Annotated in this window: 21 protein-coding genes; 8 read left to right on the forward strand and 13 right to left on the reverse strand. The window is 73.2% G+C overall.

Features of this window, described 5'->3' with window-relative positions:
• Window positions 1-57: 57 nt before the first annotated feature.
• Both ABT053_RS38825 and ABT053_RS38830 read right to left on the reverse strand, forming a co-directional pair.
• The gene (locus tag ABT053_RS38825; protein ID WP_350976232.1) at window positions 58-954 is read right to left on the reverse strand and encodes an ABC transporter permease; all 897 of its coding nucleotides are present in this window, start codon (window positions 952-954) and stop codon (window positions 58-60) included.
• Window positions 951-1856 carry an ABC transporter ATP-binding protein gene (locus ABT053_RS38830; protein ID WP_350976233.1) on the reverse strand — a complete coding sequence of 302 codons (906 nt, stop codon included), beginning with the start codon at window positions 1854-1856 and terminating at the stop codon, window positions 951-953. The genes ABT053_RS38825 and ABT053_RS38830 overlap by 4 nt, the downstream gene beginning before the upstream one ends.
• A 168-nt stretch (window positions 1857-2024) precedes the next feature.
• Here ABT053_RS38830 and ABT053_RS38835 point away from each other — a divergent pair, with 168 nt between their 5' ends.
• Both ABT053_RS38835 and ABT053_RS38840 read left to right on the forward strand, forming a co-directional pair.
• The gene (locus ABT053_RS38835; protein ID WP_350976235.1) at window positions 2025-3374 is read left to right on the forward strand and encodes a sensor histidine kinase; all 1350 of its coding nucleotides are present in this window, start codon (window positions 2025-2027) and stop codon (window positions 3372-3374) included.
• Window positions 3371-4063, forward strand: a complete 693-nt coding sequence (locus ABT053_RS38840) for a response regulator (RefSeq protein ID WP_350976237.1) — start codon at window positions 3371-3373, stop codon at window positions 4061-4063. Before ABT053_RS38835 ends, ABT053_RS38840 begins: the two co-directional genes overlap by 4 nt.
• A 163-nt stretch (window positions 4064-4226) precedes the next feature.
• Here ABT053_RS38840 and ABT053_RS38845 read toward each other — a convergent pair whose 3' ends face one another.
• Together ABT053_RS38845 and ABT053_RS38850 are read right to left on the reverse strand one after the other, a co-directional pair.
• Window positions 4227-5150 (reverse strand): FAD binding domain-containing protein, encoded by a 924-nt coding sequence (locus tag ABT053_RS38845; RefSeq protein WP_350976239.1) that lies wholly within the window; start codon window positions 5148-5150, stop codon window positions 4227-4229.
• Between the two features lie 331 nt (window positions 5151-5481).
• Window positions 5482-7995: a molybdopterin-dependent oxidoreductase gene (locus tag ABT053_RS38850; RefSeq protein WP_350976240.1), complete on the reverse strand. Its 2514-nt coding sequence runs from the start codon at window positions 7993-7995 to the stop codon at window positions 5482-5484.
• A 96-nt stretch (window positions 7996-8091) separates the two neighbouring features.
• On the opposite strand from ABT053_RS38850, the gene ABT053_RS38855 reads away from it, so the two are divergent.
• Window positions 8092-8634: a TetR/AcrR family transcriptional regulator gene (locus tag ABT053_RS38855; RefSeq protein ID WP_350976242.1), complete on the forward strand. Its 543-nt coding sequence runs from the start codon at window positions 8092-8094 to the stop codon at window positions 8632-8634.
• A gap of 215 nt (window positions 8635-8849) precedes the next feature.
• Here the strand turns inward: ABT053_RS38855 and ABT053_RS38860 are convergent, their stop codons facing one another.
• The 3 genes from ABT053_RS38860 to ABT053_RS38870 form a co-directional block, all read right to left on the reverse strand.
• On the reverse strand, window positions 8850-10598 hold the full coding sequence (locus ABT053_RS38860) for an SDR family oxidoreductase (protein ID WP_350976244.1): 1749 nt from the start codon (window positions 10596-10598) through the stop codon (window positions 8850-8852).
• 115 nt (window positions 10599-10713) lie between these two features.
• Window positions 10714-11631 carry a Sco1979 family transcriptional regulator gene (locus ABT053_RS38865; RefSeq protein ID WP_350976246.1) on the reverse strand — a complete coding sequence of 306 codons (918 nt, stop codon included), beginning with the start codon at window positions 11629-11631 and terminating at the stop codon, window positions 10714-10716.
• Window positions 11632-11758: 127 nt separating this feature from the next.
• Window positions 11759-11995, reverse strand: coding sequence for a DUF397 domain-containing protein (locus ABT053_RS38870; protein ID WP_350976248.1), 237 nt, complete (start codon window positions 11993-11995; stop codon window positions 11759-11761).
• Window positions 11996-12226: 231 nt separating this feature from the next.
• Between ABT053_RS38870 and ABT053_RS38875 the strand changes: the two genes are divergently transcribed.
• From ABT053_RS38875 to ABT053_RS38885, 3 genes are all read left to right on the forward strand, one after another.
• Window positions 12227-12730, forward strand: coding sequence for an ATP-binding protein (locus ABT053_RS38875; RefSeq protein ID WP_350976249.1), 504 nt, complete (start codon window positions 12227-12229; stop codon window positions 12728-12730).
• Window positions 12731-13134: 404 nt separating this feature from the next.
• The gene (locus ABT053_RS38880) at window positions 13135-13950 is read left to right on the forward strand and encodes an SAM-dependent methyltransferase (protein ID WP_350976251.1); all 816 of its coding nucleotides are present in this window, start codon (window positions 13135-13137) and stop codon (window positions 13948-13950) included.
• Between the two features lie 105 nt (window positions 13951-14055).
• Entirely contained in the window at window positions 14056-14877 is an 822-nt protein-coding gene (locus ABT053_RS38885; RefSeq protein ID WP_350976253.1) for an SAM-dependent methyltransferase, read from the forward strand.
• A gap of 218 nt (window positions 14878-15095) precedes the next feature.
• Here the strand turns inward: ABT053_RS38885 and ABT053_RS38890 are convergent, their stop codons facing one another.
• Together ABT053_RS38890 and ABT053_RS38895 are read right to left on the reverse strand one after the other, a co-directional pair.
• Window positions 15096-16763, reverse strand: a complete 1668-nt coding sequence (locus ABT053_RS38890; RefSeq protein WP_350976254.1) for a RecQ family ATP-dependent DNA helicase — start codon at window positions 16761-16763, stop codon at window positions 15096-15098.
• A 785-nt stretch (window positions 16764-17548) separates the two neighbouring features.
• Window positions 17549-18205 (reverse strand): fasciclin domain-containing protein, encoded by a 657-nt coding sequence (locus ABT053_RS38895; protein ID WP_350976256.1) that lies wholly within the window; start codon window positions 18203-18205, stop codon window positions 17549-17551.
• A 211-nt stretch (window positions 18206-18416) separates the two neighbouring features.
• On the opposite strand from ABT053_RS38895, the gene ABT053_RS38900 reads away from it, so the two are divergent.
• Complete coding sequence (locus ABT053_RS38900) at window positions 18417-18878, forward strand: PPOX class F420-dependent oxidoreductase (RefSeq protein WP_350976258.1); 462 nt, start codon at window positions 18417-18419, stop codon at window positions 18876-18878.
• A gap of 148 nt (window positions 18879-19026) precedes the next feature.
• Here ABT053_RS38900 and ABT053_RS38905 read toward each other — a convergent pair whose 3' ends face one another.
• Complete coding sequence (locus tag ABT053_RS38905; RefSeq protein ID WP_350976260.1) at window positions 19027-20256, reverse strand: NAD(P)/FAD-dependent oxidoreductase; 1230 nt, start codon at window positions 20254-20256, stop codon at window positions 19027-19029.
• Between the two features lie 151 nt (window positions 20257-20407).
• Complete coding sequence (locus ABT053_RS38910) at window positions 20408-21043, reverse strand: hypothetical protein (RefSeq protein WP_350976261.1); 636 nt, start codon at window positions 21041-21043, stop codon at window positions 20408-20410.
• 17 nt (window positions 21044-21060) lie between these two features.
• Here ABT053_RS38910 and ABT053_RS38915 point away from each other — a divergent pair, with 17 nt between their 5' ends.
• Window positions 21061-21276 carry a hypothetical protein gene (locus ABT053_RS38915; protein WP_350976262.1) on the forward strand — a complete coding sequence of 72 codons (216 nt, stop codon included), beginning with the start codon at window positions 21061-21063 and terminating at the stop codon, window positions 21274-21276.
• A gap of 93 nt (window positions 21277-21369) precedes the next feature.
• Here ABT053_RS38915 and ABT053_RS38920 read toward each other — a convergent pair whose 3' ends face one another.
• Window positions 21370-22023 (reverse strand): VC0807 family protein, encoded by a 654-nt coding sequence (locus ABT053_RS38920; protein ID WP_350976277.1) that lies wholly within the window; start codon window positions 22021-22023, stop codon window positions 21370-21372.
• A gap of 227 nt (window positions 22024-22250) precedes the next feature.
• Window positions 22251-22862, reverse strand: coding sequence for a TetR/AcrR family transcriptional regulator (locus ABT053_RS38925; protein WP_350976264.1), 612 nt, complete (start codon window positions 22860-22862; stop codon window positions 22251-22253).
• Window positions 22863-22869 lie beyond the last annotated feature (7 nt).

Below are 22869 nucleotides of genomic sequence, written 5' to 3' on the forward strand. Positions count from 1 at the left end.
CAGGACGGCCTGGTAGACCGGCAAGGCGGGTGAGCGCCACCCGCCCCCGTACACCGGTCACCGGACGTCCCTGCGGGCGAGCGCGACGGCGGCCGCGCCGAGGGCGACGACGACGTACAGGGCCATCACCGCCAGCGCCGCCACCGGCGACAGCCCGATCCCGGCGGGCGCGTCGCCGAGCCCGACCGCCAGGGGCGGCTCGCCCGCGGCCTGCCGGGTCAGGTCCTCCAGCAGCACCGAGCCGACCCTGGCGTTCCACGGTTCGGGCAGCGCGGTCACGAACCTCGGGAGGATGTACAGGTACGCGACGACGCCGGTGATCGCCCCGGCGGTGGAGCGCAGCACGGCGCCCGCGCCGAGCCCGACCATGGCGAGCACCACCACCGACAGCCCTCCGGCGAACATCCCGGGGAACTCCTCCGACAGCGGCTCCGTGAAGCCCGGGATCGGGCGGTCACCGATGATCGACCGGCAGGCGACGAACGCCACCAGCCCGCTCCCCTGCCCCACCGCGAACGCGACGGCGGCCACGACCGCCGCCCTGGCCGCCAGCACCACCCCTCTCTGCGGCACCGCCGTGAAGGCGGTGCGGGCCATGCCGGTGGCGTACTCGGAGGTGAAGGCGAGAACCCCCAGCACGGCCATGCAGATCTGCACCGGCAGCAGCAGGAGTTGCTCGGGCCGCGCGGCGCGCAGGGTGGCCCGGCGCCCGGGGGGCAGCCCGTCCCAGAGGCCGCCCACATAGAGGGTGAACACGGCCATGAGCACGACGAAGGCCGCGACGGTGGCCAGGACGTACCAGGTGGAGCGGACCGTGCGCAGCTTCAGCCACTCGGCGGCCAGCACGTCGGCCACCAGCCGGCTCGCCGTCACCTCGCGACCCGCCGTCACCTCGCGACCCGCCGTCGCCTCGTGCCGCGGGAGGGTCGCCTTGTGCCGCGGGAGACCGGTCATCGCCCGCCCGCCCGGTACTCGGCGCTGTCGGCGGTCAGTTCCATGTACGCCTCCTCCAGCGAGGCGCTGCGCGGGGTGACCTCGTGCACGGCGAGGCCACCGCCCGCGGCCAGGTCCCCGATCTCCGCGATGCCCAGTCCCCTGACGACCAGCCCCCCGCCCGGCTCCGTGCCGACCGTCGCGCCGGCGGCCTCCAGCACGCCGGTGAGCTCGGCGGCGCGCGGGGAGCGCACCAGCACCCCCAGATCGTGGCGGGCGGCCAGGTCCCCGACCGTGGTCTCGGCGACCAGCCGGCCGCGCCCGATGATCACGAGACGGTCGGCGGTGAGCTCCATCTCGCTCATCAGGTGGCTGGAGAGCAGCACGGTGCGCCCCTCCCCGGCCAGCGAGCGCATCAGGTGGCGGATCCACCGCACGCCCTCGGGGTCGAGCCCGTTGACCGGCTCGTCGAACATCAGCACACCCGGGTCGCCGAGCAGCGCCGCCGCGATGCCCAGCCGCTGCCGCATGCCGAGCGAGAGGTCCCCCGCCCGCCTGCGGGCCACCCCCGCCAGGCCCACCCGCTCCAGTACGCCGGCCACCCGCGAGACCCCGATCCCGTTGCTCCGCGCCAGACAGCGCAGGTGATCGTAGGCGCTGCGCCCGTCGTGCACGGCGTTCGCGTCGAGCAGCGCACCGACCTCGCGCAGGGGGTGCCGCATCGTGGCGTAGCGACGTCCGTTGACGAGCGCCTGACCGGAGGTGGGGGCGTCCAGCCCGAGCAGCACGCGCATCGTGGTCGATTTCCCTGCGCCGTTGGGGCCGAGGAAACCAGTGACCAGGCCCGGCTTCACCTGGAACGACAGTCCGTCCACCGCGACGGTCGCGCCGTGGCGTTTGGTCAACTCCCTGACTTCGATCATGCCGTCGAGGCTCCCGCGGGACGGGACCCCGGCGCGTCGGGCCACGGCGGGCACTTCGCCGTCGTCCCGGGGGCCGACGGCGGCGCCCGGCACGCGGGAGGGTCGGCCCCAGGGATGACGTCCCGTGGGGGGAGGCGGGAACGCGGCCCCGGCGGATACGGTCTCACGGTGGACCTCACTGCGGACCTCACCGTGGACGACCCGCTCTTCCCGCGGCACTGGAGCCGCGCCGGGCTCGTCCGGCTCGACGCCCTGGGGGCGGCGGGGTACGCGCTCACGCTGCTGCTGTTCGGAGCGGGGCGCCCGGACCCCGCGGTGCCCGGGTGGGCGGGGCTCCTGATCCTGGCCGGGATCACCCTGCCGCTCGCGGTGCGGCGGTTGTGGCCGCTCACCGTCTTCTGCGCCGTCTTCGCGATGTCGCTGGTGTCCCTCGTCCTCCTCGGCACGGTGCACGACAGGTTCGCGGCGGCGGCCTTCGCGCTCTACCTGGTGGCGCTCACCCGGCCCCGGCCCCGGCGGGAGCCGACGATCGCGATCGGCGCCTGCGGCGCGGTGGCCGTCCTGCTGCTGTCGGCGGTGGGCACCCCCGCCCCGGCGCCCGGCGCCGTCGGGCCGCTGCTGGTGGGGGTGGCGTTCCTGGGCGGCGCCTGGGTGACGGGCCGCGCCGTGCGCGAGCGGCGGGCGTACACGGCGCGGGCGGCCGAGCAGCTCGCGGGCCGGGCGGTGGCCGAGGAGCGGCTGCGGATCGCCCGCGAGATGCACGACGTGGTGGCGCACAGCATGACCCTGATCGCGGTCAAGGCGGGCATCGCCAACCACGTCGCCGCCGCGCGGCCCGAGGAGGCCACGGACGCGTTGCGCGTCATCGAGACCACGAGCAGGGGCGCCCTGGCGGAGATGCGCCGGATGCTGGGAGTGCTCCGCTCCGACCTCGGCCCCTCCCCCGATCTCGCCCCCTCCCCGGGCCTCTCCGACCTCGGCGTCCTCGCGGAGCGGGCGTCGATGGCCGGGGTACGCGTCGAGCTGGACGTCCGGGCGACCGGCCTGCCCGAGGGGGTGGAGCTGTCGGTGTACCGGATCGTCCAGGAGGCGCTGACCAACGTCGTCAGGCACGCCGCCCCCGCCCGGTGCCGGGTCTCGGTCGAGGCGTCCGGCGGTGAGGTCCTGGTCGAGGTCTCCGACGACGGGCCCGGCGAACGGCTGCTGCCCGGCGGCCCGGGGCACGGGCTGATCGGGATGCGCGAGAGGGTGGCCATGTACGGCGGGAGCCTCACGGCCGGGCGCCGCCCGGAGGGCGGGTTCGGGATCTCGGCCCGCATACCGTACGACCCGGCCCGCACACCGGACGACTCGGCTCACGTCCCGGACAACTCCGCCCGCACACCGTACGAGAGGGCGCGTGTGCCGGACGAGGGGACCTGCCCGCCGCCCCGGGGCACCCGCCCGGCGCGCGTGCCGCGCGGAGAGACGGCCGCGTCGGACGGGGAGACACACCGGCCGGATGGGGAGAGCCCGTGATCCGGGTGCTCGTCGCCGACGACCAGGCGCTGCTGCGCGGGAGCTTCCGGGTGCTGGTGGACACCGCGCCCGACCTGGTGACGGTCGGCGAGGCCGGGACGGGTGCCGAGGCGGTGGAGCTGGCGCGCGGCGGGTCGCCGGACGTGGTGCTCATGGACGTGCGGATGCCGGAGATGGACGGCATCGAGGCGACCCGCCGCATCTGCGGCCCGGCGGGCGTCCCGGGGGTGCGGGTGCTCATGCTCACCACGTTCGACCTGGACGAGTACGTCTACGCGGCGCTGCGGGCCGGGGCCAGCGGTTTCCTGCTCAAGGACACCCCGCCGGGCGACCTGCTGGCCGCGATCCGGGTGGTCGCCTCCGGTGAGGCGCTGCTCGCGCCTACGGTGACGCGCCGGCTCATCGCCGAGTTCTCCCGGCGTCCCGAACCGGCACGCCCGGTGGCCCGCGAGCTCGACGGGATCACCGGGCGGGAGCTCGACGTGCTCGCGCTCATCGCCAGGGGACTGTCCAACACGGAGATCGCCGATCATCTGACCCTGAGCCCGGCGACCGTGAAGACGCACGTGGGCCGCCTGCTCGGCAAGCTCGGCGCGCGCGACCGGGCCCAGCTCGTCATCGTCGCCTACGAGACGGGCCTGGTCACGGCGGCGGGCCCGTCTCGCCTGAACGGACCTCGCGGCGCCTGATCCGCCTGAGGGGGTTCGGCCCCTCTGAAGCGGTGGCCCCCTCCCGGGCACCGGACCGGCCGGGGCCGCACGGCGTCCCCCGGCCCCCGCTCCCCCGCCTCTCCCGTCGTACCGAGGTGGCGCGACGGAGAGGCCGGGGGCGGCGAGGGCCCGGCCGGGACGGTTACCGGGACTCGCCGGTCCCGGTCGCGCGTTCCAGGACCTCCAGGACGGTCCCGGCGAGCAGCGCGAGCTTGTAAGGGTTGCGGGCCGCCGGGGCGCACCGGGCGGTGGCCAGCCCGGCCGCCCGCTCCAGGGGCTCGCCCGCCAGCAGCGCCTCCTCGACCTCGGGCAGGCGGACGGGGACGCGGGCGACGCCCCCCGCGGCCACCCTGGCGAAGGTGATCCTCCCGTCGTCGACGACGAGCCGTGCCACCGCCTCCACCAGCGGCCACTCGGCCTCCGACCTGCCGATCGCCCGGTGGTAGGCGGCCCGCTCCCCCGGCGCGGGCGGCGGCAGGACGACGGAGAGAAGGATCTCCCCCGGGGACAGCAGGTGGTCGCGGGACGGGTCCGAGCCGTCCCCGTACAGGTCGGCGATCGGGAACGCGTCCCTGTCGTGCGTCTCGGCGGAGGCGTCGCAGGCGAGCAGGGCCACCGCCAGCGACGACGGGTGCGGCGCGACGCACGGGCCGGTGTCGAGGATCGCGGCGTTCGGGGCGAGCCCGGCGCGGGCCGGGCAGTGGTCGCCGCCGTCCTGGTGGCAGGAGAAGGCCGGGTTGCGGAAGTACGCGCAGCGGTTGCGCTGCAGCAGGTTGCCCCCGACGGTGGCCACCTCCCGGATCTGGGGGGTGGCCAGGCCCGCCGCCGTCAGCGTCAGGCAGGGGTGGGCGGCGGCGAGGCGCGCGTCGCGGGTCAGCCGGGCGACCGTGGTCAGCGCGCCGATCCTGACGGAGCCGTCCGGCTGCCAGGTGACACCGGACATGTCGGGCAGGCCGCGCAGGTCCACGTGCGGCCCCGCCGCGCGGCGGCCCATCAGGTCGGTGCCTCCGGCGCGGAACTCGCCCCCGCGCCGCACGGCCTCGCCGAGGTCGGTGAGTACGGTCATCGAACACCTTCCAGTGTGAGAATCCAGGGGCCGCGCTCGGGGAGGGCCCAAAAACCCGAGAAGCCCGGTAAGCCCGGGAAAGCCGGAGAGCCCTGAATGGCCGGAGAAGCCAAGGAGCCCGAGGAGCCCGGGAAGTCCGGGAAGTCCGGAGAAACCGGAGAGCCCGGGGAATCCGGAGAACCCGAGGAGTCCGGAGAATCCGGGAAAGTCGCAAGAACCGGGAGAACCAAGGAGAAGACCGCCTGCCGGTTCCCCTCGCGAAGCCCCGGAGACACCCCCGCCGAGCCCCCTCTCCCAACAGCCCGTTCCGGCCACGGCCGCGGAGAGGGGATCAACGGGAGAGCCCCTCGAGGAGCCGGTCGGGGCGGATGGGCAGGTCGTGGGGGCGCCAGCCGGTGGCGTTGAAGACGGCGTTGCCCACCGAGGCGGCCACGCCGACCGTGGAGATCTCGCCGACCCCGACGCCGTGGCCGTTGACGTGGTCCCACCCGTCGCGGTGGAAGTGCACGGTGATCTCCGGGGTGTCGCCGATGCCGGGGACGCGGTAGTCGTCGAGGTTGGCGGTGAGCACGGTTCCCGTCACCGGGTCGACCAGGCGCTCCTCGTACAGGGCGTAGCCGATGCCCTGCACGACGCCGCCCTCGCACTGGCTGCGCGCCAGCCGCTCGGCGTAGATGTGGCCCACCGCGATCCCGGCCCACACCCGCAGCGGCCTGACGGCGCCCAGGCGGGTGTCGACCTCCACCTCGGTGACGTGCACGGAACCGCTGAACCCCCGGCCGATCGCCATGCCACCCACCGGGAACGGGGTGACGTAGCCGCGCCGGTCGCGGCGGCGCCCGCCGACCACCTTGGCGCCGTCGGTCACGCCCAGCTTCCGCAGGCGCACCGCGGCGTCGCGCGCGGCCGGACCCACCGAGGCCGTGGTGCGGCTGCCGATCGAGGGCGGCCCGTGCACGGTGCCCGTCCTGCCGACCTCGACGCGGACGCGTTCGGCGGGCAGCCCGAGCTCCTCGCGCACGACGCCGGCGATGACGGTGCGGACGCCGGTCCCGATGTCCTGGGTCGTGGTGCGGGCCACGACCACGTCGCCCTCGACGCGCAGCTCCACCTCCGTGCCGGGGTCGAGCATGTAGGCCCAGTTGGCGGCGGCCACCCCGACGCCCCGGCGGAAGCGGCCCGTCTGGGAGCCGGTACGCGGCCTGGTCGTCCACCCGGGCAGGGCCGCGGCCAGGTCGTAGAGGGCGTGCCGCTTGCGGTTGCCGTCCCAGCGGCGGCGCAGCGCGATCGGGTCCTCGCCCCGGCGGTGGGCGGCCTCGTCCACGGCCTGCTCCAGCGCCCAGAGCATGGGCGGCGCGCCCGGCCCGCGGAACGGGGCGCCGGGCGGCTCGTTGGTGACCACGTCGTAGTCGCGGAGCCGCCGGGGCGCGGTGCCGTACATGAGGCGGGCCATCACCGCGACGGCCGACCCGATGGCCACGCCGCCGCGCCCGTGGACGTCCATGGTGAGGGCGGCGAGGTCGCCCCGGTCGTCGGTGAGCAGTTCGAGGGTCGTACGGGTGCCGGGGCGGTTGCCCGCGTCGGTGAGCTCCTCGGCGCGGCTGAACACCACGCGCACCGGCGCGCCGCAGGCCCGCGCGAGCTCGGCGGCGGCGATCGCCTCGGTGCCGACGCCGGCCTTGGCCCCGAAGCCGCCGCCGACGTGGTCGGCGACGACGTGGACCCGCTCGACGGGCAGGTCCCACCGCTTGGCGGCCTGCTCGGCGGCGAGGCCCACGGTCTGGGTGGACAGGTGCAGGTGCAGGTCGCCCTCCGCGTCCCAGCGGGCGACGCAGGCGTGCGGCTCCAGCGGGGTGTGGACCTGGACGGCGGTGGTGAACGTGCCGGTGACCAGGCGGGGGTCGGCGTCGCGCCTGGCGGCCTCGATCCGCTTGGCGGCGGTGCGCCCGCGCCAGCTCGCCCTGGTGAAGGGGCCGCGCACGTTGCCGTCCCAGCCGCCCGGCAGCTCCAGCCCCTCGCTGGAGCTGGGGACGTGCTTCCTGGAGGCCTCGTCGTAGACGGGCGGGGCGTCCGGCGCGTCGTCGAACGCGGCGGGCATCGGGTCGTAGCCGATCTCCGCGGCCTCCGCGATCGCGAGCGCCTCGCGCCGGGTGGGGGCGGCGACGGCGGCGACGGGCTGGCCCGCGTAGCGGACGGTACGGTCGGGCGGCAGCAGGTCGACCACGTGGGCGGCGCCCACCGTGACCGAGGTGACGCGGGCGTGCGCCCTCGCCGACCGGATGACCACCCCCTCCAGTTGCCCTTCGAGGCGTACGTCGGTGGTGTAGCGGGCGTGGCCGGTGACCTTGTCCATCGCCTCCACCCGGGCGGGGGTCCCCTCGGCGCCGTCGTGCTCTCCCCGGCAGGCGGCGGCGATCGCGGCGTAGATGCCCTCGTACGCGCCGCACCTGCACAGGTGACCGGCGAGGGCGGCGGCGATCCGCTCGCGCGGCGGGGCGACGTCGCCGTGCTCGGCGCGCCAGGCGTCGACGAAGGCGGCGCCCTCGACCGCGAACCCCGGTGTGCAGTAGCCGCACTGCAGGCCGTCGTGGACCGCGAGCGCCCGCTGGACGGGGTGGCCGAGCCCCTCGGCCGTGGTGACCTCGCGATCCTCCAGCGCGGCGGACGGCAGCAGGCAGCTCGCCTGGGGCACCCCGTCCACCATGACCGTGCACGCGCCGCAGACTCCGGTACGGCAGGCGGCCTTGGCGCCGGTGAGGCCGAGTTCGTCGCGCAGGACATCTACGGCGGCATCGTCGGGGCCGGCGTCCACCGTGGCGGGCAGCCCGTTCACCGTGATCTTCATAGCTCTCCGGTTGACGTCGTCAACATCATGTTGACAGTGTCAACCAGGTAGGTTGACGTTGTCAACACGGAAAGCCCGGAAGGTGGTCCCACGGTGGTGGACGACACCAGGACCCGCCTGGTCCAGAGCGCGCTGAGACTGCTGCGCGAGGAGGGCCTCGACGCCGTGACACTGCGCGCCGTCGGCGACCTGGCCGGACTGTCCCGCACGGCCCCTTACCGGCACTTCAGCGACAAGACCGCGCTGCTGGCGGCGCTCGCCGTCCGGGTCATCGCCGACCTCAGCGCGCACGTCGCCGCGGCGATCCTGGAGGGGACGGGCCCGCGCGACCGGCTGCGGGCCTTCTACCTGAGCTACGTCGAGTACGCCACGACGCACCGCGAGGAGTACCGGCTGGTGTTCGCCGCGGAGTTCCTCGCCGGGGACCACCCGGAGCTGGAGACGGCGATCGACCAGGTGACAACCGCGCTCGGCATGCGGGGCCCCTGGGACGGGCCCGCGCCCAAGGCCCGGGTGATGGCCCTGCTCTCGACCGCCCACGGCCTCGCGGAGTTCGCGGTGGCGGGCCAGCTCACGCACAAGGGCATCGGGTACGAGGACATCGTCGACGTCCTCGTCTCCCGCGACGGCGAGCCCTGACGGGCCGCCGCCGCGAGGCCGGCCGGGGTGCGAGCCCCGAGGGACACCGCTGAGAGGCCCGCCGGGGACGGCGAGCCGCGACGGACGCGCCACCGGCGGCTCGGCCGGGGACGGGTCGGCTTGGAGCGGATCAGCCTGGATCGGCTTGGATCGGTTTGGAACGGGTCGGCCGGGGACGAGCCGATCCGATCGGGGACGAGCCGGCTGGGAACGGGTCAGCCGGGGACGGTGTTCCTGGGGTCGCCGGACGGGGGCGCGTCGAGGGTGGGAGCCCCGCCCCCGGGAGGGACCGGCAGGACCCCGCGCTCGGCGGCCTTCGCCACGTTGCGCAGCATCGGCCCGAAGATCAGGCCGTGGAAGGGCGCGACCGCCCACCAGTAGAGGTGCCCGGCCAGGCCCCGGGGGTGGAAGATCGCCCGCTGGCCGTAGACGGTCTCGCCCCGGTACGTGAGCACCCGCATCTCCAGCCAGGCGAGGCCGGGCAGGCGCATCTCCGCGCGCAGCCGCAGCAGGCGTCCGGGCTCGACCTCCTCGACCCGCCAGAAGTCGACCGAGTCGCCCACCCGGAGCCGCTTGGGGTCGCGGCGCCCCCTGCGCAGGCCCACCCCGCCGACCAGCCGGTCGAGAAGGCCGCGCAGGCTCCAGGCCAGCGGCAGGGAGTACCAGCCCGACTCGCCGCCGACGGCCTCGACGACCGCCCACAGCGCCTCCGGCGAGGCGTCGGCCCGGCGGGCCCGCGCGTCGACGTACAGGCTGCCGCCCGCCCAGTCGGGGTCGGTGGGCAGCGGGTCGCTCGGGGCGCCGGCGATGGAGGCCGAGGACCAGCGGGTGAGGACCTTGGCCTCCTTGATGCGCTCCAGGGCGAGTTCGACCGCCCGCCGCAGCCCGACCAGGCCGCCGGGCGGATCCTCGACGTAGCGGGCGATGTCGTGCTCGTCGCAGACGGCCTCGTTGCGCAGCGACTCCACCAGCGGGCGGGCCAGGCCCGCAGGGACCGGGGTGACCAGCCCCACCCAGTGGCTCGACAGGCCGGGGCTGAGCACCGGGACCGGGATGATCAGCCTGCGGGGCAGCCCGGCGACCTCCGCGTACACCCGCATCATGTCGGCGTAGGTGAGCACGTCCGGGCCGCCGATGTCGAAGGAGCGGTTCACCTCCTCCTCGACGGAGGCCCAGGCCACGAGGTAGCGCAGCACGTCGCGGATCGCGATGGGCTGCGTCCTGGTGCTGACCCAGCGCGGCGTCGTCATCACGGGCAGCCGCTCGGTGAGGTAGCGCAGCATCTCGAAGGAGGCGGAGCCGGACCCGATGATGACCGCCGCCCGCAGCACCACCGCGGGCGTCGAGGAGTTCAGGAAGATCTCCCCTACCTCGACCCGGGAGCTCATGTGCGGCGAGAGCTTCCCGCCGGGCGCCGAACCGCCGGAGTGCGAGTGCTTCCCGCCGGACGCGGAGCCGTCCGGGTCCGAGTGCTTCCCGTCCTGGACGGAACCACCGGAGGGCGATCGCTTCCCGTCCGACGCGAAACCGTCGAGGTACGAATGCCTCCCGTCCGGCGCGAGGCCGTCGGGACGCGAGTGCCTCTCGCCCGGCGTACGGCCACCGGAGTGCGAGTGCTTCTCCTCCGGGACGAGTCCGCCGAGGTAGACGACGCGGCGCACCCCCGCGCGCTCGCACGCGGCGGCGAAGGTGGTGGCCGCCTCGCGGTCGGCGGCGGAGAAGTCGCTTCCCCCGCCCATCGTGTGGATCAGGTAGTAGACCACCTCGATGCCCTCGAGGGCTTTGGCGGCCTGTTCGGCGTCGGACGCGTCGGCCTGGGCGACCTCGACCAGGGAGGCCCACGGCTGGTCGCGCAGGCGGCCCGCGGACCTCACCATGCAGCGGACCTCATGACCCGCGTCCAGCAGCTCGGGGACGAGCCGCCCTCCGATGTATCCGGCCGCGCCGGTCACGAGACATTTCACTCACACATCTTCGTACGAGGTCGCCCGGCGGTTGCGTCCGTGCCCGGAAACGCCGCGTTCGTCCCCCGGCTCCGGGCCTCTCCCCCGGTCGCAGGCAGGGCCGACGCTCCAGGGCTCAGAGCCTCCGCCGGTAGCCCTCGCGGATCTCCAGGAGGATCTCGCGGGTGCGCGTGACCGGCTCGGCCTCGATGCACAGCCGCTCCATGACCTCCAGGTAGCTGTCGACGTCGTCGCGCTTCTCCAGGTAGACGGCGCTGGTGAGCTGCTCCATGTAGACGACGTCGGGCAGGTCGGGCTGGGAGAACCTCAGGATGCTGAAGGGCCCGCCGGCCGCGGCGTGGCCGCCGACGTGGAAGGGCACGATCTGGACGGTCACGTTGGGCAGCTCGAGGGCCTCCAGGATGTGGTCGATCTGCTCGCACATCGCCTCGGCCCCGCCGAGCGGGCGGCGCAGCACGGCCTCGTCGAGCACGGCCCACAGGTGGGGCGGCTCCGGGCGGCGCAGCAGCCGCTGGCGTGCCATCCGCAGCTTCACCCTGCGGTCCAGCTCCTCGTGGGAGGCCGAGGGGAAGCCCAGCCGGACGACGGCCCGCGCGTAGCTCTCGCTCTGCAGCAGGCCGGGCACGAACTGCACCTCGTAGTTGCGGATGCCGGCGGCCGACTCCTCCAGGCCCACGTACGTCTCGAACCAGGGGGGCAGCACGTCGTTGTAGTTGTGCCACCAGCCGGTGAGGTTCGCCTTCTCGACGAGGGAGAGCAGCGGCTCGCGCTCGGCGTCGCTGGTCACCCCGTACAGGGTGAGCAGGTCGGCCACGTCCCTGATCCGGAAGCTGACCCTGCCGAGCTCCATGCGACTGATCTTGGAGTGCGAGGCGCGGATGGAGTGCCCCGCCTCCTCCAGCGTGATGCCCCGCTGCTCGCGCAGGCGGCGGAGCTGCGCGCCCAGCACGATCCGCAGCACGGTGGAACTCCCCCGTGGCGCCGCCATGGGGGTTGGACCGACCGGCCGTCCGTCGGCGTTGGGTGTGGTCATCTACAGTCCTTCGGGCGCGGAACGCGAGCCTCTGCGCACTCTTTGTGGCGATCGCGACCCTTCACGGTACTCCGCCTGCCGCGCCCAGACCATAGAGAATTTTATTTTTCAACCACCGCCCTGATCTTCAACTGATCAGGTCGTCGAACTCCCCGCCCTTCACCCCGCGGACGAAGTCGTCGGCCTCGCGGCGGGTGTAGATCAGCGCGGGCCCCTCGGGATCGCGGGAGTTGCGCATCGCGACCCTGCCGTCGGGCAGTTCCGCGAGTTCCACGCAGTTGCCGCTGGGGTTGCTGAAGTGGCTCTTGCGCCAGACGACGCCGTCCATCAGAACGGCCGGCATGCCGTTGTACAGCTGGTTCATCCTCGCCTCTCACCGTTCGGGGAGGGAAACAACATCTCGAGCATAGAGCTTTTTGTGCAGATGCACGTGCATCTGTACTTGCCTATGCACATTACGGAGGGCAAGATGACTAGACGGATCAACCTCGCCATACGATCGCCCCCCTCCGCAAGGTCGCCGATGACTGGTTACCAAAGACACGAAGCCACACCTATCCGAACCGAGATCGGAGGGTGGGAACGGTGGTTGTCGATGCTTGATCACCTACTCCCTCCGAGCGGCCTGCCCCCCTGGGCCGGCGACGCGGGCCACGCCGGCCAGTTGCAGATGGCCGTGCGCAGCCTTCGCTACGACCCCTGCGCGGCACGGACCGCCCGCGAGTTCACCGCCAGGGCCCTGCGCGCCTGGGAGCTGGAGCCGCTGATCGACGACACCGGCGTCGTGGTCTCGGAGCTCGTGACCAACGCCCTGCGCCACGGCACCCGGGGTGTCCTGCACGCCCGCTCCTTCCCCGAGGTCAAGGTGATCCTCTGCCACACCGAGCGCTCGGTGCTGTGCGCGGTCACCGACCCCAGCGACCAGGGACCCTGCCTGCGCGAGCCCGACTACGAGGCGGAGAACGGCCGGGGACTCCTGATGGTCGACGGCGTCAGCGAGACGTGGGGCTGGGCTCCGCTGGAGAAGCGCGGCAAGGCGGTGTGGGCGGCCTTCGCGCTGCCCCCGGCCGGGGAGCGTCATCTGGAGGCCTGCCACTGACGAGACGGGAGAGCCCCGTCGCGGGCCCACGGCCGACGGCACCCGGCCGGAAGCCCGCGGAGGCCGGTGACCGACCGGCACCCGAGAGCTCAACGGAAGCCCGCGGAGACCCGCGACCGACGGCACCCGAGAGCTCAACGGAGGCCTGTCACCGGCGACACCCGGGAGCCCGCCGGAGGCTCGTCATCGGCGACACCCGGGAGCTCAACGAGGCCCGCGACCGGCGGCACCCGGAAACCCGCTCCCGGCGAGGGGGACGCGGGGCGTGGCGCGGAGCAGGGGACGAACGGCCGGGTGCCCACAAAGTGACATGAGCAGAAGGAGACTCTGGCAAGAAATACAGCACCGCGTGGGCGGAAGGTCGATAATGTCCGCTGGAACCGCATGGCTGGACGGAGGACATCATGGCGTCGCCGCAACCTGAGCGCGTCAGGTTCGACCCCACGATCCCGAACGCGGGCCGGATAACCGACTACTTCCTGGGTGGCAAGGACAACTTCGCCACCGACCGCGCCGCCGCGCAGGCGGCACTCTCGATCGCCCCCGAGCTCCCCGCCATGTCGCGGGAGGGGCGCAGGTTCCTCGACCGCGCCGTACGGTTCCTCGTACAGGCCGGAATCCGGCAGTTCGTCGACATCGGCTGCGGCCTGCCGACCCAGGGCAGCGTGCACCAGATCCTGCGCGGCGTCGCGCCCGAGGCGCGGGTCGTCTACGTCGACAACGACCCGATGGTCGTCGTCCACGCCCAGGCCCTCCTGAAGGAGAGCAGCCCGGCCACCGTCATCGAGGCGGACATCCGCGACCCGGAGCGGCTCCTGGCGCATCCCGGTCTCACCGACATGATCGACCTCGACGAGCCCGTGGCGATCCTGCTGTTCTCGGTCCTGACCGACCTCCCCGACGACGTCCAGGCCATGCAGGTCACGGCCGCCCTGCAGAAGGCCGTCGTGCCGGGCAGCTACCTGGCCGTCTCCCACGCGGTCTCGGATCTTTGCCCGGAGAGGACGGCGCGGCTCGCCTCCCTCTTCCAGGACAGCGGGTCGATCACCGGCCCCCGGCGGGCGAACCTGCGGACCAAGGCCGAGGTCGAGCTCTTTCTCGACGGGCTGCGGCCGGTCGATCCGGGCGTCGTCTACGTCCCGGAATGGCGGCCGGAGGGCGCGCCGCCCCACCGGCCGGACTCCATTTGGGTCGTCGGCGGAGTCGCCCGCAAGGAATAGACTTTCTTGAGAAATAAGTACGTTTTTCATGCATCAACTGCGCCTTGACACCTGTTCACACCTCGCGGGGTTCTTTAGTGTCACAGGCAACAGAGGAGTAGACACATGAGCGATGCGTCCCGGCGGCCGGGGGCGGGCCTGGACACCAGCGTGCCCAACATCGCCAGGATGAACAACTACTTCCTGGGCGGCAAGGACAACTTCGCCGCCGACCGCAGGGCGGCCGAGGAGGTGCTCGCCGTCGCGCCCGAGGTCAGGGAGATGACGCACCAGGCCCAGGAGTTCCTGGGCCGGATCACGCGCTATCTCGTCGGGGAGGGCATGACCCAGTTCGTCGTCATCGGCTCCGGGCTGCCCAACCGACGCAACGTCCACCAGGTGGCCCAGGAGATCGCGCCCGGCACGCGCGTGGTCTACGTCTCCAACGACCCGGTGGTGCTCTCCCACGCCCGCGCCACGCTGGCCACCAACGCTCACACCGGCGTCGTCGAGGGTGACGTGATGCACCCCAGCGAGCTGCTCACCGACCCGGAACTGCTGCGCCTGGTCGACCTGGACCTGCCGGTGGCCGTGCTGATCCTGTCGGCCCTGCAGTTCATCCCCGACGAGGACGACCCGCACAAGAGCGTGGCCGTCCTTCGCGACGCGGTGCCGGTCGGCAGCCACTTCGCCATCGGCCACGTCGTCTTCGACACGCGCCCGGAAGAGGCCCGGAGCGCGGTGGTCGAGATCTTCCAGCGGGTCCTCGGCCGCGGCGAGGACGCCTCGCGGCGGAGCGAGGAGGTGCTGCGCTTCTTCGACGGGCTGGACCTGGTCGATCCCGGCCTGGTCTACATACGCCACTGGCACCCCGACAACCCGCTCACCGCGCAGGGCCGCGACAGGGCGTGGACGATGGGCGGGGTGGCCCGCAAGTCGAGGGGCTGACCCGGCTGATCCGGCGGCCCCGGCCGCGCGGGTCCCTCCCGTCCCGCCTCGAAGGCCCCCGCCCTGCCTCGCCTCGCGGATTCCTTCCGACTCGCCTCTTGGCCCCCCGCCTCGCGGGCCCTTCCCTCCGCCTCGCGGCCCACGTCCGGCCTGGTGGACTCCCCCCGCCCGGCCTCGCGGCGCCTCCCGTCTCCGCCCGGCCCGCGACCGGGACCCGCCTAGCCCGCGACCAGGAGGTCGTCGCGCTCGACGGCCTCCAGGGAGAGCGTCTTGTAGCCGACCTCGTCGAACAGCACGGTGATCCGGTCGCTCTCCCGGCTCATCACCATCCCCGGCCCCCAGGCGCTGTGCCGCACCTTGGCGTGCATCGCGAAAGGACCCTCCTCCTTCTTCTTTCCCGTCTTCTTCCCCGTCGCGGTCTCCGGCTCGCCGGGGAGACCGGCGCGGCAGGTGTCACAGGCTCCGCAGCCGTGCTCGCGCGGCTCGCCGAAGTATTCGAGCAGGAAGCGGCGGCGGCAGCCCGTGGTCTCCGCGTACGCGCGCATCATGTCGATCCGGGAGTCGTCGATGCGGCGCCGGGTGTCGTCCAGCTCGACGGCGCGCGCCGTGGCCGCCTCGGGCTCGGGCCCGTCGGGCACCCCGCGCAGGTCGCCCTCCCCGGTGACCTCGATCGCGCTCGCCCGCTCCAGCAGGTTGACCAGCCGGGTGAGCCGGGTGGCGCCGACGCCGAGCAGGGTCCGCAGCTCCCCAGCCGGTACGGTGCCGCCGTGCTCGTGCACCAGCGTGGCGACCCGCAGCAGGAGCTCCTCGTCGGCCCGTCCCCCGGCGAAGAACCTGCGCAGCCCGAGGTCCTCGGAACGGTAGAACAGCACCGCGGCGGCGGGCTCGCCGTCCCGCCCGGCCCGGCCGATCTCCTGGTAGTAGGAGTCCGGCGACTCCGGCGGGGCGGCGTGCAGCACGAACCGCACGTCCGGCTTGTCGATGCCCATGCCGAACGCCGAGGTCGCGACCACGACGTCCAGCTCGTCGTCGCGGAACATCTCGTGGATCCGGTGGCGCTCGGCCGCCTTCATCCCCGCGTGGTACGGCTCGGCCCTGCGACCGGCCTCGCGCAGCGCGGTGGCGTACTCCTCGGCGGCGCGGCGGGTGGCGACGTAGACCAGCCCGAGCCCGGAACGTGACGCCGCGTCCTCCACCAGCGCCCGCCTCAGGTCCTCCTGGGTGACGAAGCGGCGCACCTCCAGGTCGATGTTGGGCCGGTCGAAGCCCCGCACGATCTGGCGGACGTTCTTCAGTCCGAGGGCGGCGATGATCTCCTCGCGCACCGCGGGGGCGGCCGTCGCGGTCAGCGCCACCACCGGCGGGTGCCCCAGCCGTTCGATGACCTGGCCCAGTCTCAGGTAGTCGGGCCGGAAGTCGTGCCCCCACGCCGACACGCAGTGCGCCTCGTCCACGGCGATCAGCGAGGGACGCGCGGCGCGCAGCCGCTCGACCGTCTCCGGCTTGGCGAGCTGCTCGGGCGAGAGGAACACGAACTCGGCCGTGCCCGCGCGTACGGCCTCCAGGGACGCCTCGCCGCCGGACTGGGCGGAGTTGACCGCGACCGCCCCGCCCGCGTCGGCCTCGGCCAGCCCGGCGACCTGGTCGCGCTGGAGGGCGATGAGCGGCGAGACGACGACGGTGGGCCCGTCGAGCAGCAGGGCCGGTACCTGGTAGACGGCCGACTTGCCGCTGCCGGTGGGCATGACCACGAGGGCGTCGCCCCCGCCCAGCAGATGGCGCATGGCGTCGAGCTGGCCGGGTCGCAGATCCCGCCAGCCGAAGACCTTGCGGGCCACCGCCCGCAGCCTCCGCGCCCTCGGCCCGAACCGGTCCTTGATGTTCATGCCCTCCGCCTTCCCGCCGTGTGTCGGCCAGTTACCCGCGGATCGGGGCGCTAGTCGCACGGCGTCCCCTTGATCGCCGGATGGCACGAGACGGGTATGGGCGGGTATGAGCGAGCACTGATGAGTGCGGACGGACGGTGAACGCGGGTGGGTGGAAGACGGGTCGCATGGTGGTGCCCGGCCTGTCCTTGACGCGCCACCCAGAGGCGAGGAACCGGCGGGAAGCGCACCGGCGGTCCGGGGCCGGGCGAGCGGGAGACTCACCGGCGGTCCTGGGAGCTGGAGCGGGCGGGAAGCACGTGGAGGGCCGGGAAATGGGGAGCGCGTGGAGGGCCGGGGAAGGCCGGGAAGGCCGGGAAGGCCGAGAAAGACCGAGGAAGGCCGGGGAAGTCGGAGCGGGTGAGAGGCGTGTGCGGGGCCACGGGTGAGGGGCGCCCGCACGGGCACCCCTCCTCCAGTCGGACCATTCCGGTCGGACCACCCCGCTCAGACCATTGCGATCGGACTACTTCGGTCGGACCACACGGTCGGACCACTGCGATCGGATCGCGTTGGTCAGACCGCTCGGTCGGATCGCTCCGGTCAGACCGCTCGGTCGGATCGCTCTGGTCAAGCCGCTCCGGTCGGGTCGCTCGGTCGGATCACGACCCGGCCGGACCGGATCGTTCCGGTCGGACCATGGCCTGGCCGGTCGAATCACTTCGATCGGATCCGACCCGGCCGGTCGGTCGGGCCACGACGGTCGCGGGACCGTCGTGGCCGTCACGAGCGTCGCGCCGGTGCGGTCACTTCGGCGTGAGCACCGTGTCGATGAGGTAGACGACGGCGTTGGCGGTCTGGATGTTGCCGCAGACGACCTTGGCGCCGTTGACGGTGAAGTCCTCACCGGAGCCCGCGACGGTCAGCGTTCCTCCCTGCATCGTGGTCAGTTCGCCGCTGGTCAGGGACTCCGGAGTCTTCTTCCCCTCGACGACGTGGTAGGTCAGGAGCTTGGTCAGCTGCGCCTTGTCGGCCAGGATCTTGTCGAGCGCGTCCTTCGGGATCTTGGCGAACGCGTCGTTGGTGGGCGCGAACACCGTGATGTCCTTGGCGGAGTTGAGCGTCTCGGTCAGGCCTGCCTGCTCGATCGCCTGGGCGAGCGTGGACAGGGCGGGGTTGGAGGCGGCCGCGGTGGCGACCGGCTGCGAGGCCATCTCGCTGAGGCTGCCCTCGCCGCTGGCGGGCAGGGACGCGCATCCGGGGCCGAACGGCTCCGTCATCGCTCCGGAGGGCTCGGGCGACATGCTGTCCGTGGGCGAGGCGCTGTCCGTCGGCAGAGCCGAGTCCGTCGGGATCGGTGTGGGAGAGAAGACGCGCGCGTCGGCGGCGATCGCCTGCGCGGCGGGGACGGCGGTCAGGGCGAGCACGGTCAGGGCCGATGCCAGAAGAGACTTCTGCTTCACGGTTATCTCCTTGTTTGGGCGGATGAGCCATCCGGGTCCGTCGGCGGGTTCCCGAGCCACTCATGTCCTGCATTGGAGATCAATTCCCTGATATTTGGTGCTAAATGCCCCACTAGAACACTCTTGACCACATATCTCCCGAGAAAGATGGCCATTTTCCATTCGATGGGGCGTTAATTCGGGTGTGCCGGATCCCCGTAGAGTGGGAATCATGAGCCCGAAGATCGCAACCAACGAGGTCGTCTCCCGCGACCGGCTTCTGGATTTCCTCCGCGACCGCCACCGCGCGCTGGTCGTCACGACGCGGCGCGACGGCAGGCCACAGGCGTCCCCGGTGACCTGCGGCGTCGACTCCGAGGGCCGGATCGTGGTGTCCACCTACCCCGAGCGCGCCAAGACCTCCAACGCCCGCCGCGACCCCCGGGTCAGCGTCGTGGTCCTGTCGGACGACTTCGACGGCCCCTGGGTGCAGGTGGACGGCACCGCCGAGGTCCTCGACCTCCCGGAGGCCCTCGAACCGCTGGTCGACTACTACCGGTCGATCTCCGGCGAGCACCCCGACTGGGACGAGTACCGAGCGGCCATGACGAGGCAGGGCAAGTCGCTGCTGCGCGTCACCCCGGAACGCTGGGGTCCCATCGCCACCGGCGGCTTCCCCGCCCGGCTGGCCTGAGAACCACCCGGCCGGTTTGAGAACCGCACGACCGGCCTGAGAACCGTTCGACCGGCCTGAGGAACCCGGCCTGAGGCCCGGCCCGAGGAACCCGGCCTGAGGGACCCCGCTTGAGGAACCCGGCCGGCCTGAGGGACGTTTCCCCGGGTCAGGTGCCCAGGTCGGCCAGGACCGCGTCGGCCGCCCGGCGTCCCGAGACCAGGGCGCCCTGCTGCGAACCGGTGTCGCGGTGGTCCCCGCACACGTAGCGGCCCGGCGCGAGGCGCACCGCGCGCCGCAGCCGGAACGGCGGCACCATCGCGGGCAGCGCCTCCTCGACGGCGTACGTCGCCAGGTGCTCCCAGCCCGAGGTGTCGGTCCCGTAGATCTGCGACAGCCGCGCCCTGACCCGGGGCTCGTCCGCGCCGGAGAGGACTCCCAGCACGGACGTGGAGACCAGCGCGCGGCCCGGCGGGGCGTACTCGGGCGCGGCGTCGCTGATGACCAGGGTGTCGGTGACGTGGCCCTCCGCGTCGACGATCTGCGTGGGATCACCGTCCATGGGGGAACGGGAGACGGCGTGGTAGAAGGTCGTCACCGAGCGCATCGCCGGGATCTCCAGCCCCGGGCAGAGCGTGGCGGCCGTGGCCGGGCCGGTGGCCACCACCACAGCGCGGGCCGGGATCGTCACGCCCCCGGCCGTCTCCACCCCCTCCCCGGTCACGGCGGCGACCGGGGTGCCCAGCGCGAGCGCCCCCGGAGGGAGGCGGGCGGCGAGCTGCCGGGGGATCTCGCCCATGCCGAGCGCGGGCACCCCGACCGTTCCCCGGGCGAATGCGCGCCAGATGAGGTGGAAGAACCGGCTGGAGGTCTCCAGCTCCCGCTCCAGGACGACACCCGACAGGAACGGCCGGATGAGCTTCTCGACCATCCTCGGCGAGACGCCCCAGTGCCGCAGCTCCTCGCGCGTGGTGCGCTCGCGCCCGTCGCGCAACCGGCTCACCGGCAGCAGGAGGTCCCGCGCGGTCAGCGCCGCCAGGGCCGCCTTGTCGGCCGGTGAGCCCACGTCGGCCAGGAGTCCGCTGAGCGCCTGGCCCGGGTGGCGCCAGGGCAGCATGAACCGCTCCCGCCGCCCCCTCTCGAAGGAGATCAGGCCGGACGGGATCGGGCGCAGGTCCAGGGCGGCGACGTCGAGGACCCGCGCGGCCTCCGGGTAGGCGGTGTTGAACACCTGGAAGCCGTGGTCCAGCCGGAAGCCGTCCACGACGTCGGTGCGTACCCGGCCGCCCACCTCGTCCGCCGCCTCGACGACGCGGACCTCCACTCCCGCCGAGCGCAGCCGGAGGGCGCACGCGAGACCGGCGAGCCCCGCACCGACGATGACCACCGTGTCCGGCATGACGCGTCCCCCCGAGTCGACGGCGGCACGGCGTCCGCGAGCCCGTGGGGTCTGCGGATCCGTTGGAACCCCCGGGTGGGGATCCGCCGTCCATGTCTTCGAGCGGGCGGGTGCCGGGGGTTGCGCCCGCCGCTCCGCTTCTCGTACGGGCCTACCCCAGCTTCACGGTGATCTCTCCCCCGAGCCGGAAACCCCCGGTCAGCTCCAGGTCGTCGCCGCTCCAGAACCGGCCGGGGTCGTACCAGTTGGGGCGCCGCCCTCCCGGCAGCAGCCCCATGGCCTCGTACGTGACCGCGACGACCTCGGCGCAGTAGGCGCTCTCCAGGGCGCTCTCCTCCGCGCCCCGCTTGAAGAGCTTGGGCACCCGTCCCTTCATCCAGCGGCCGGCGAGCCTCGCCGTCGACGGGAAGGGCGTGCCGTCCAGCCGCGCGACGGTACGCAGGACGGCGTCCTCCATCTCGCGGGGGGTCTGCGGCTCCAGCTGCCGCAACCAGCCGCGCTGGCCGTATCTGGTCGCCCAGACCGTGACCGCCTCCCGCAGGTCGTGCAGCTGGACGCCGCGCTGGTGGGTCCCCGACCACAGGTCGGGCAGGGAACGGCCCAGCTCCGCGTGCCACATCAGGGGCGGCATGTCGTCGATGACGACCGACATGCCGACGTGGTTGACGGGGCTGTTCGTCATGGTCTGGATGGCTCGATCGGGCACCGTACGACCGCGGAACAGCCACACGTCGCCGGTGCGGGTCAGGTTGACGGCCTCATCGAGGCTGATGCTCTTGCCGGACATTCCGATAGCGTAGGCACATGCGATGGTGGAAGATACTCGGTCTGGCGGGAGTGGCGGGCGTCGCGGCCACGGGGGTCGTGATCGCGCGGGCCGAGCGCCGGCGGCAGGCGTACACCCCGGACGAGATCCGCACCCGCCTCCGCGCCCGCCTGGAGGAGTCCTCGGGAGAGCCCGCGGGAGAGTCCGCCAAGCCGGACCTGAAGATCGTCGGCCCCGCCGACCAGGCACCCTAGCCTTCCCGTCCCTCCCTGACTCAGGCGGCGGGCTCCCCGCGCCCGGGAGGCCGACGCGCTGACGGTTCCGGTCTCACCCCTGCTCTGCCTGGCTCAGACGGCGGGCTCCGGGGCCGCGCGGCCCTCTCCGCCCACCCCGGGGACGGCCAGGTAGAGGTCCGAACGGGGGTGATGGAGCCCGGCGCGCGCCTGGTACACATTGACGATCACCAGTATCACGACCGAGAACGCCCCGTACTGCAGGCCGCCGAGCCCCACGGCGAGGTCGATCGGGAGGGTCAGCGCGACCACCCCCCGGACGGCCGCGTCGACCAGCGCCCCGACGCCCCAGATGACCGTGGAGACCCGCCACACCCGGCGGAAGCGCGGCGAGGCGGCCCACAGGTCGTCCCACGACACGTCCCTGGCGCCGGTCCGGCCCTCCAGCAGCGGCCGGGAGAACTGCAGGGCCAGCGGTCGCGGCCCCCGGGCGGTGGCCAGGAACCAGCCTCCGGCCACGACCATCACCAGGGCGCCTTTGAGGAGCAGGAACCGGGGGCTGCCGCCGACGACCGACAGCCCGGCGCTCACCAGCATGGCGCTCACCATGAAGAGGCCCACCGAGTCGAGGCGGCGCTCCCTGACGAGGGTGGCGACCATTCCGGTGCCGGGCACCAGGGAGCTCACGACCAGGGAGGTGACGTAGCCGACGTCCGCCGCGCGCAGGACGTAGTAGAGCCCGATGGGCAGGACGAGGTCCACGAGCATCAACACGGCCGCGGCCCGGCGCCCCGCCCTCACCCCTGTCCCCGCTACCGCCACCGTCCCCGTTTCCGGCTCCGTGCCCGCTCTCGTCCCCGTCTCCGCTGCCAGCTCCGCTCCCGGTTCCGTCCCCGCTGTCGGCTCCGTGCCTGTGGTCACCCTCGTCCTCGTCCCCGCTGTCGGTTCCGTCCCCGTCCCCGTCCCCGTCCCCGTCCGTGCCTGCCGTGCCGCTCTCATCTCCCGCTCCGCGTGGCCAGGTCGAAGATGGTCACCAGCTCGGCGGCGTAGAGGGTGGTGTCGACGTCGGGGTCGGCCTCCAGCAGGAAGGGCAGCCCGTCCACGGAACGCTGGATGCTCATCGCCATCACCCTCGGCTCGAAGGCGCGGAACTCGCCCTCCCGCTGGCCCCAGCGCAGGATCTCCTCGATGTGGGAGAGGGTCCTCAGGTCGGTGGCCGCGTCGTGGGAACGCTCACCGTCCTCGCCCCGGTAGTTGACGAAGATCTCGTACAGCGCCCTCATCCGGACGCGGTGGGTGGCGATGAACTCGACGTTGCCCGTGATGTAGGCCCTGATCGCCCCGCCGGCCGTGGCCTCCGCCCGCACCCGCTCGGACATGAACTCGCCGATCTCCCGGTAGACCTCGGCGACGACCTGGGCGATCAGCTCGTTCTTGCCCTGGAAGTGGTACGAGATCAGGCGGGTGCTGCTGAGCCCGGCCCGCTCGGCGATGCGCGCGAAGGAGGCCTGCCCGTACCCCAGCTCGGCGATCGTCTCGATCGCCGCCTCGACGATCTGAGCGCGTCGCGCGGTGGCCGCGAGGCTCGGCGGCTTCGTTACTTGCATAGGTAAT

The sequence above is a fragment of the Streptosporangium sp. NPDC002524 genome (genome assembly GCF_040295985.1).
In the GTDB taxonomy this organism is placed as follows: domain Bacteria; phylum Actinomycetota; class Actinomycetes; order Streptosporangiales; family Streptosporangiaceae; genus Streptosporangium.

What these genes read in the sequence shown, in the direction of transcription:
- ABT053_RS38890 (WP_350976254.1), bottom strand. Translation starts at nt 16,763, where the DNA reads ATGAACATCAAGGACCGGTTCGGGCCGAGGGCGCGGAGGCTGCGGGCG.
- ABT053_RS38925 (WP_350976264.1), bottom strand. Translation starts at nt 22,862, where the DNA reads ATGCAAGTAACGAAGCCGCCGAGCCTCGCGGCCACCGCGCGACGCGCT.
- ABT053_RS38920 (WP_350976277.1), bottom strand. Translation starts at nt 22,023, where the DNA reads ATGCTCGTGGACCTCGTCCTGCCCATCGGGCTCTACTACGTCCTGCGC.
- ABT053_RS38875 (WP_350976249.1), top strand. Translation starts at nt 12,227, where the DNA reads ATGCTTGATCACCTACTCCCTCCGAGCGGCCTGCCCCCCTGGGCCGGC.
- ABT053_RS38850 (WP_350976240.1), bottom strand. Translation starts at nt 7,995, where the DNA reads ATGAAGATCACGGTGAACGGGCTGCCCGCCACGGTGGACGCCGGCCCC.
- ABT053_RS38910 (WP_350976261.1), bottom strand. Translation starts at nt 21,043, where the DNA reads ATGTCCGGCAAGAGCATCAGCCTCGATGAGGCCGTCAACCTGACCCGC.
- ABT053_RS38870 (WP_350976248.1), bottom strand. Translation starts at nt 11,995, where the DNA reads ATGAACCAGCTGTACAACGGCATGCCGGCCGTTCTGATGGACGGCGTC.
- ABT053_RS38900 (WP_350976258.1), top strand. Translation starts at nt 18,417, where the DNA reads ATGAGCCCGAAGATCGCAACCAACGAGGTCGTCTCCCGCGACCGGCTT.
- ABT053_RS38905 (WP_350976260.1), bottom strand. Translation starts at nt 20,256, where the DNA reads ATGCCGGACACGGTGGTCATCGTCGGTGCGGGGCTCGCCGGTCTCGCG.
- ABT053_RS38880 (WP_350976251.1), top strand. Translation starts at nt 13,135, where the DNA reads ATGGCGTCGCCGCAACCTGAGCGCGTCAGGTTCGACCCCACGATCCCG.
- ABT053_RS38865 (WP_350976246.1), bottom strand. Translation starts at nt 11,631, where the DNA reads ATGACCACACCCAACGCCGACGGACGGCCGGTCGGTCCAACCCCCATG.
- ABT053_RS38825 (WP_350976232.1), bottom strand. Translation starts at nt 954, where the DNA reads ATGACCGGTCTCCCGCGGCACAAGGCGACCCTCCCGCGGCACGAGGCG.
- ABT053_RS38830 (WP_350976233.1), bottom strand. Translation starts at nt 1,856, where the DNA reads ATGATCGAAGTCAGGGAGTTGACCAAACGCCACGGCGCGACCGTCGCG.
- ABT053_RS38885 (WP_350976253.1), top strand. Translation starts at nt 14,056, where the DNA reads ATGAGCGATGCGTCCCGGCGGCCGGGGGCGGGCCTGGACACCAGCGTG.
- ABT053_RS38845 (WP_350976239.1), bottom strand. Translation starts at nt 5,150, where the DNA reads ATGACCGTACTCACCGACCTCGGCGAGGCCGTGCGGCGCGGGGGCGAG.
- ABT053_RS38915 (WP_350976262.1), top strand. Translation starts at nt 21,061, where the DNA reads ATGCGATGGTGGAAGATACTCGGTCTGGCGGGAGTGGCGGGCGTCGCG.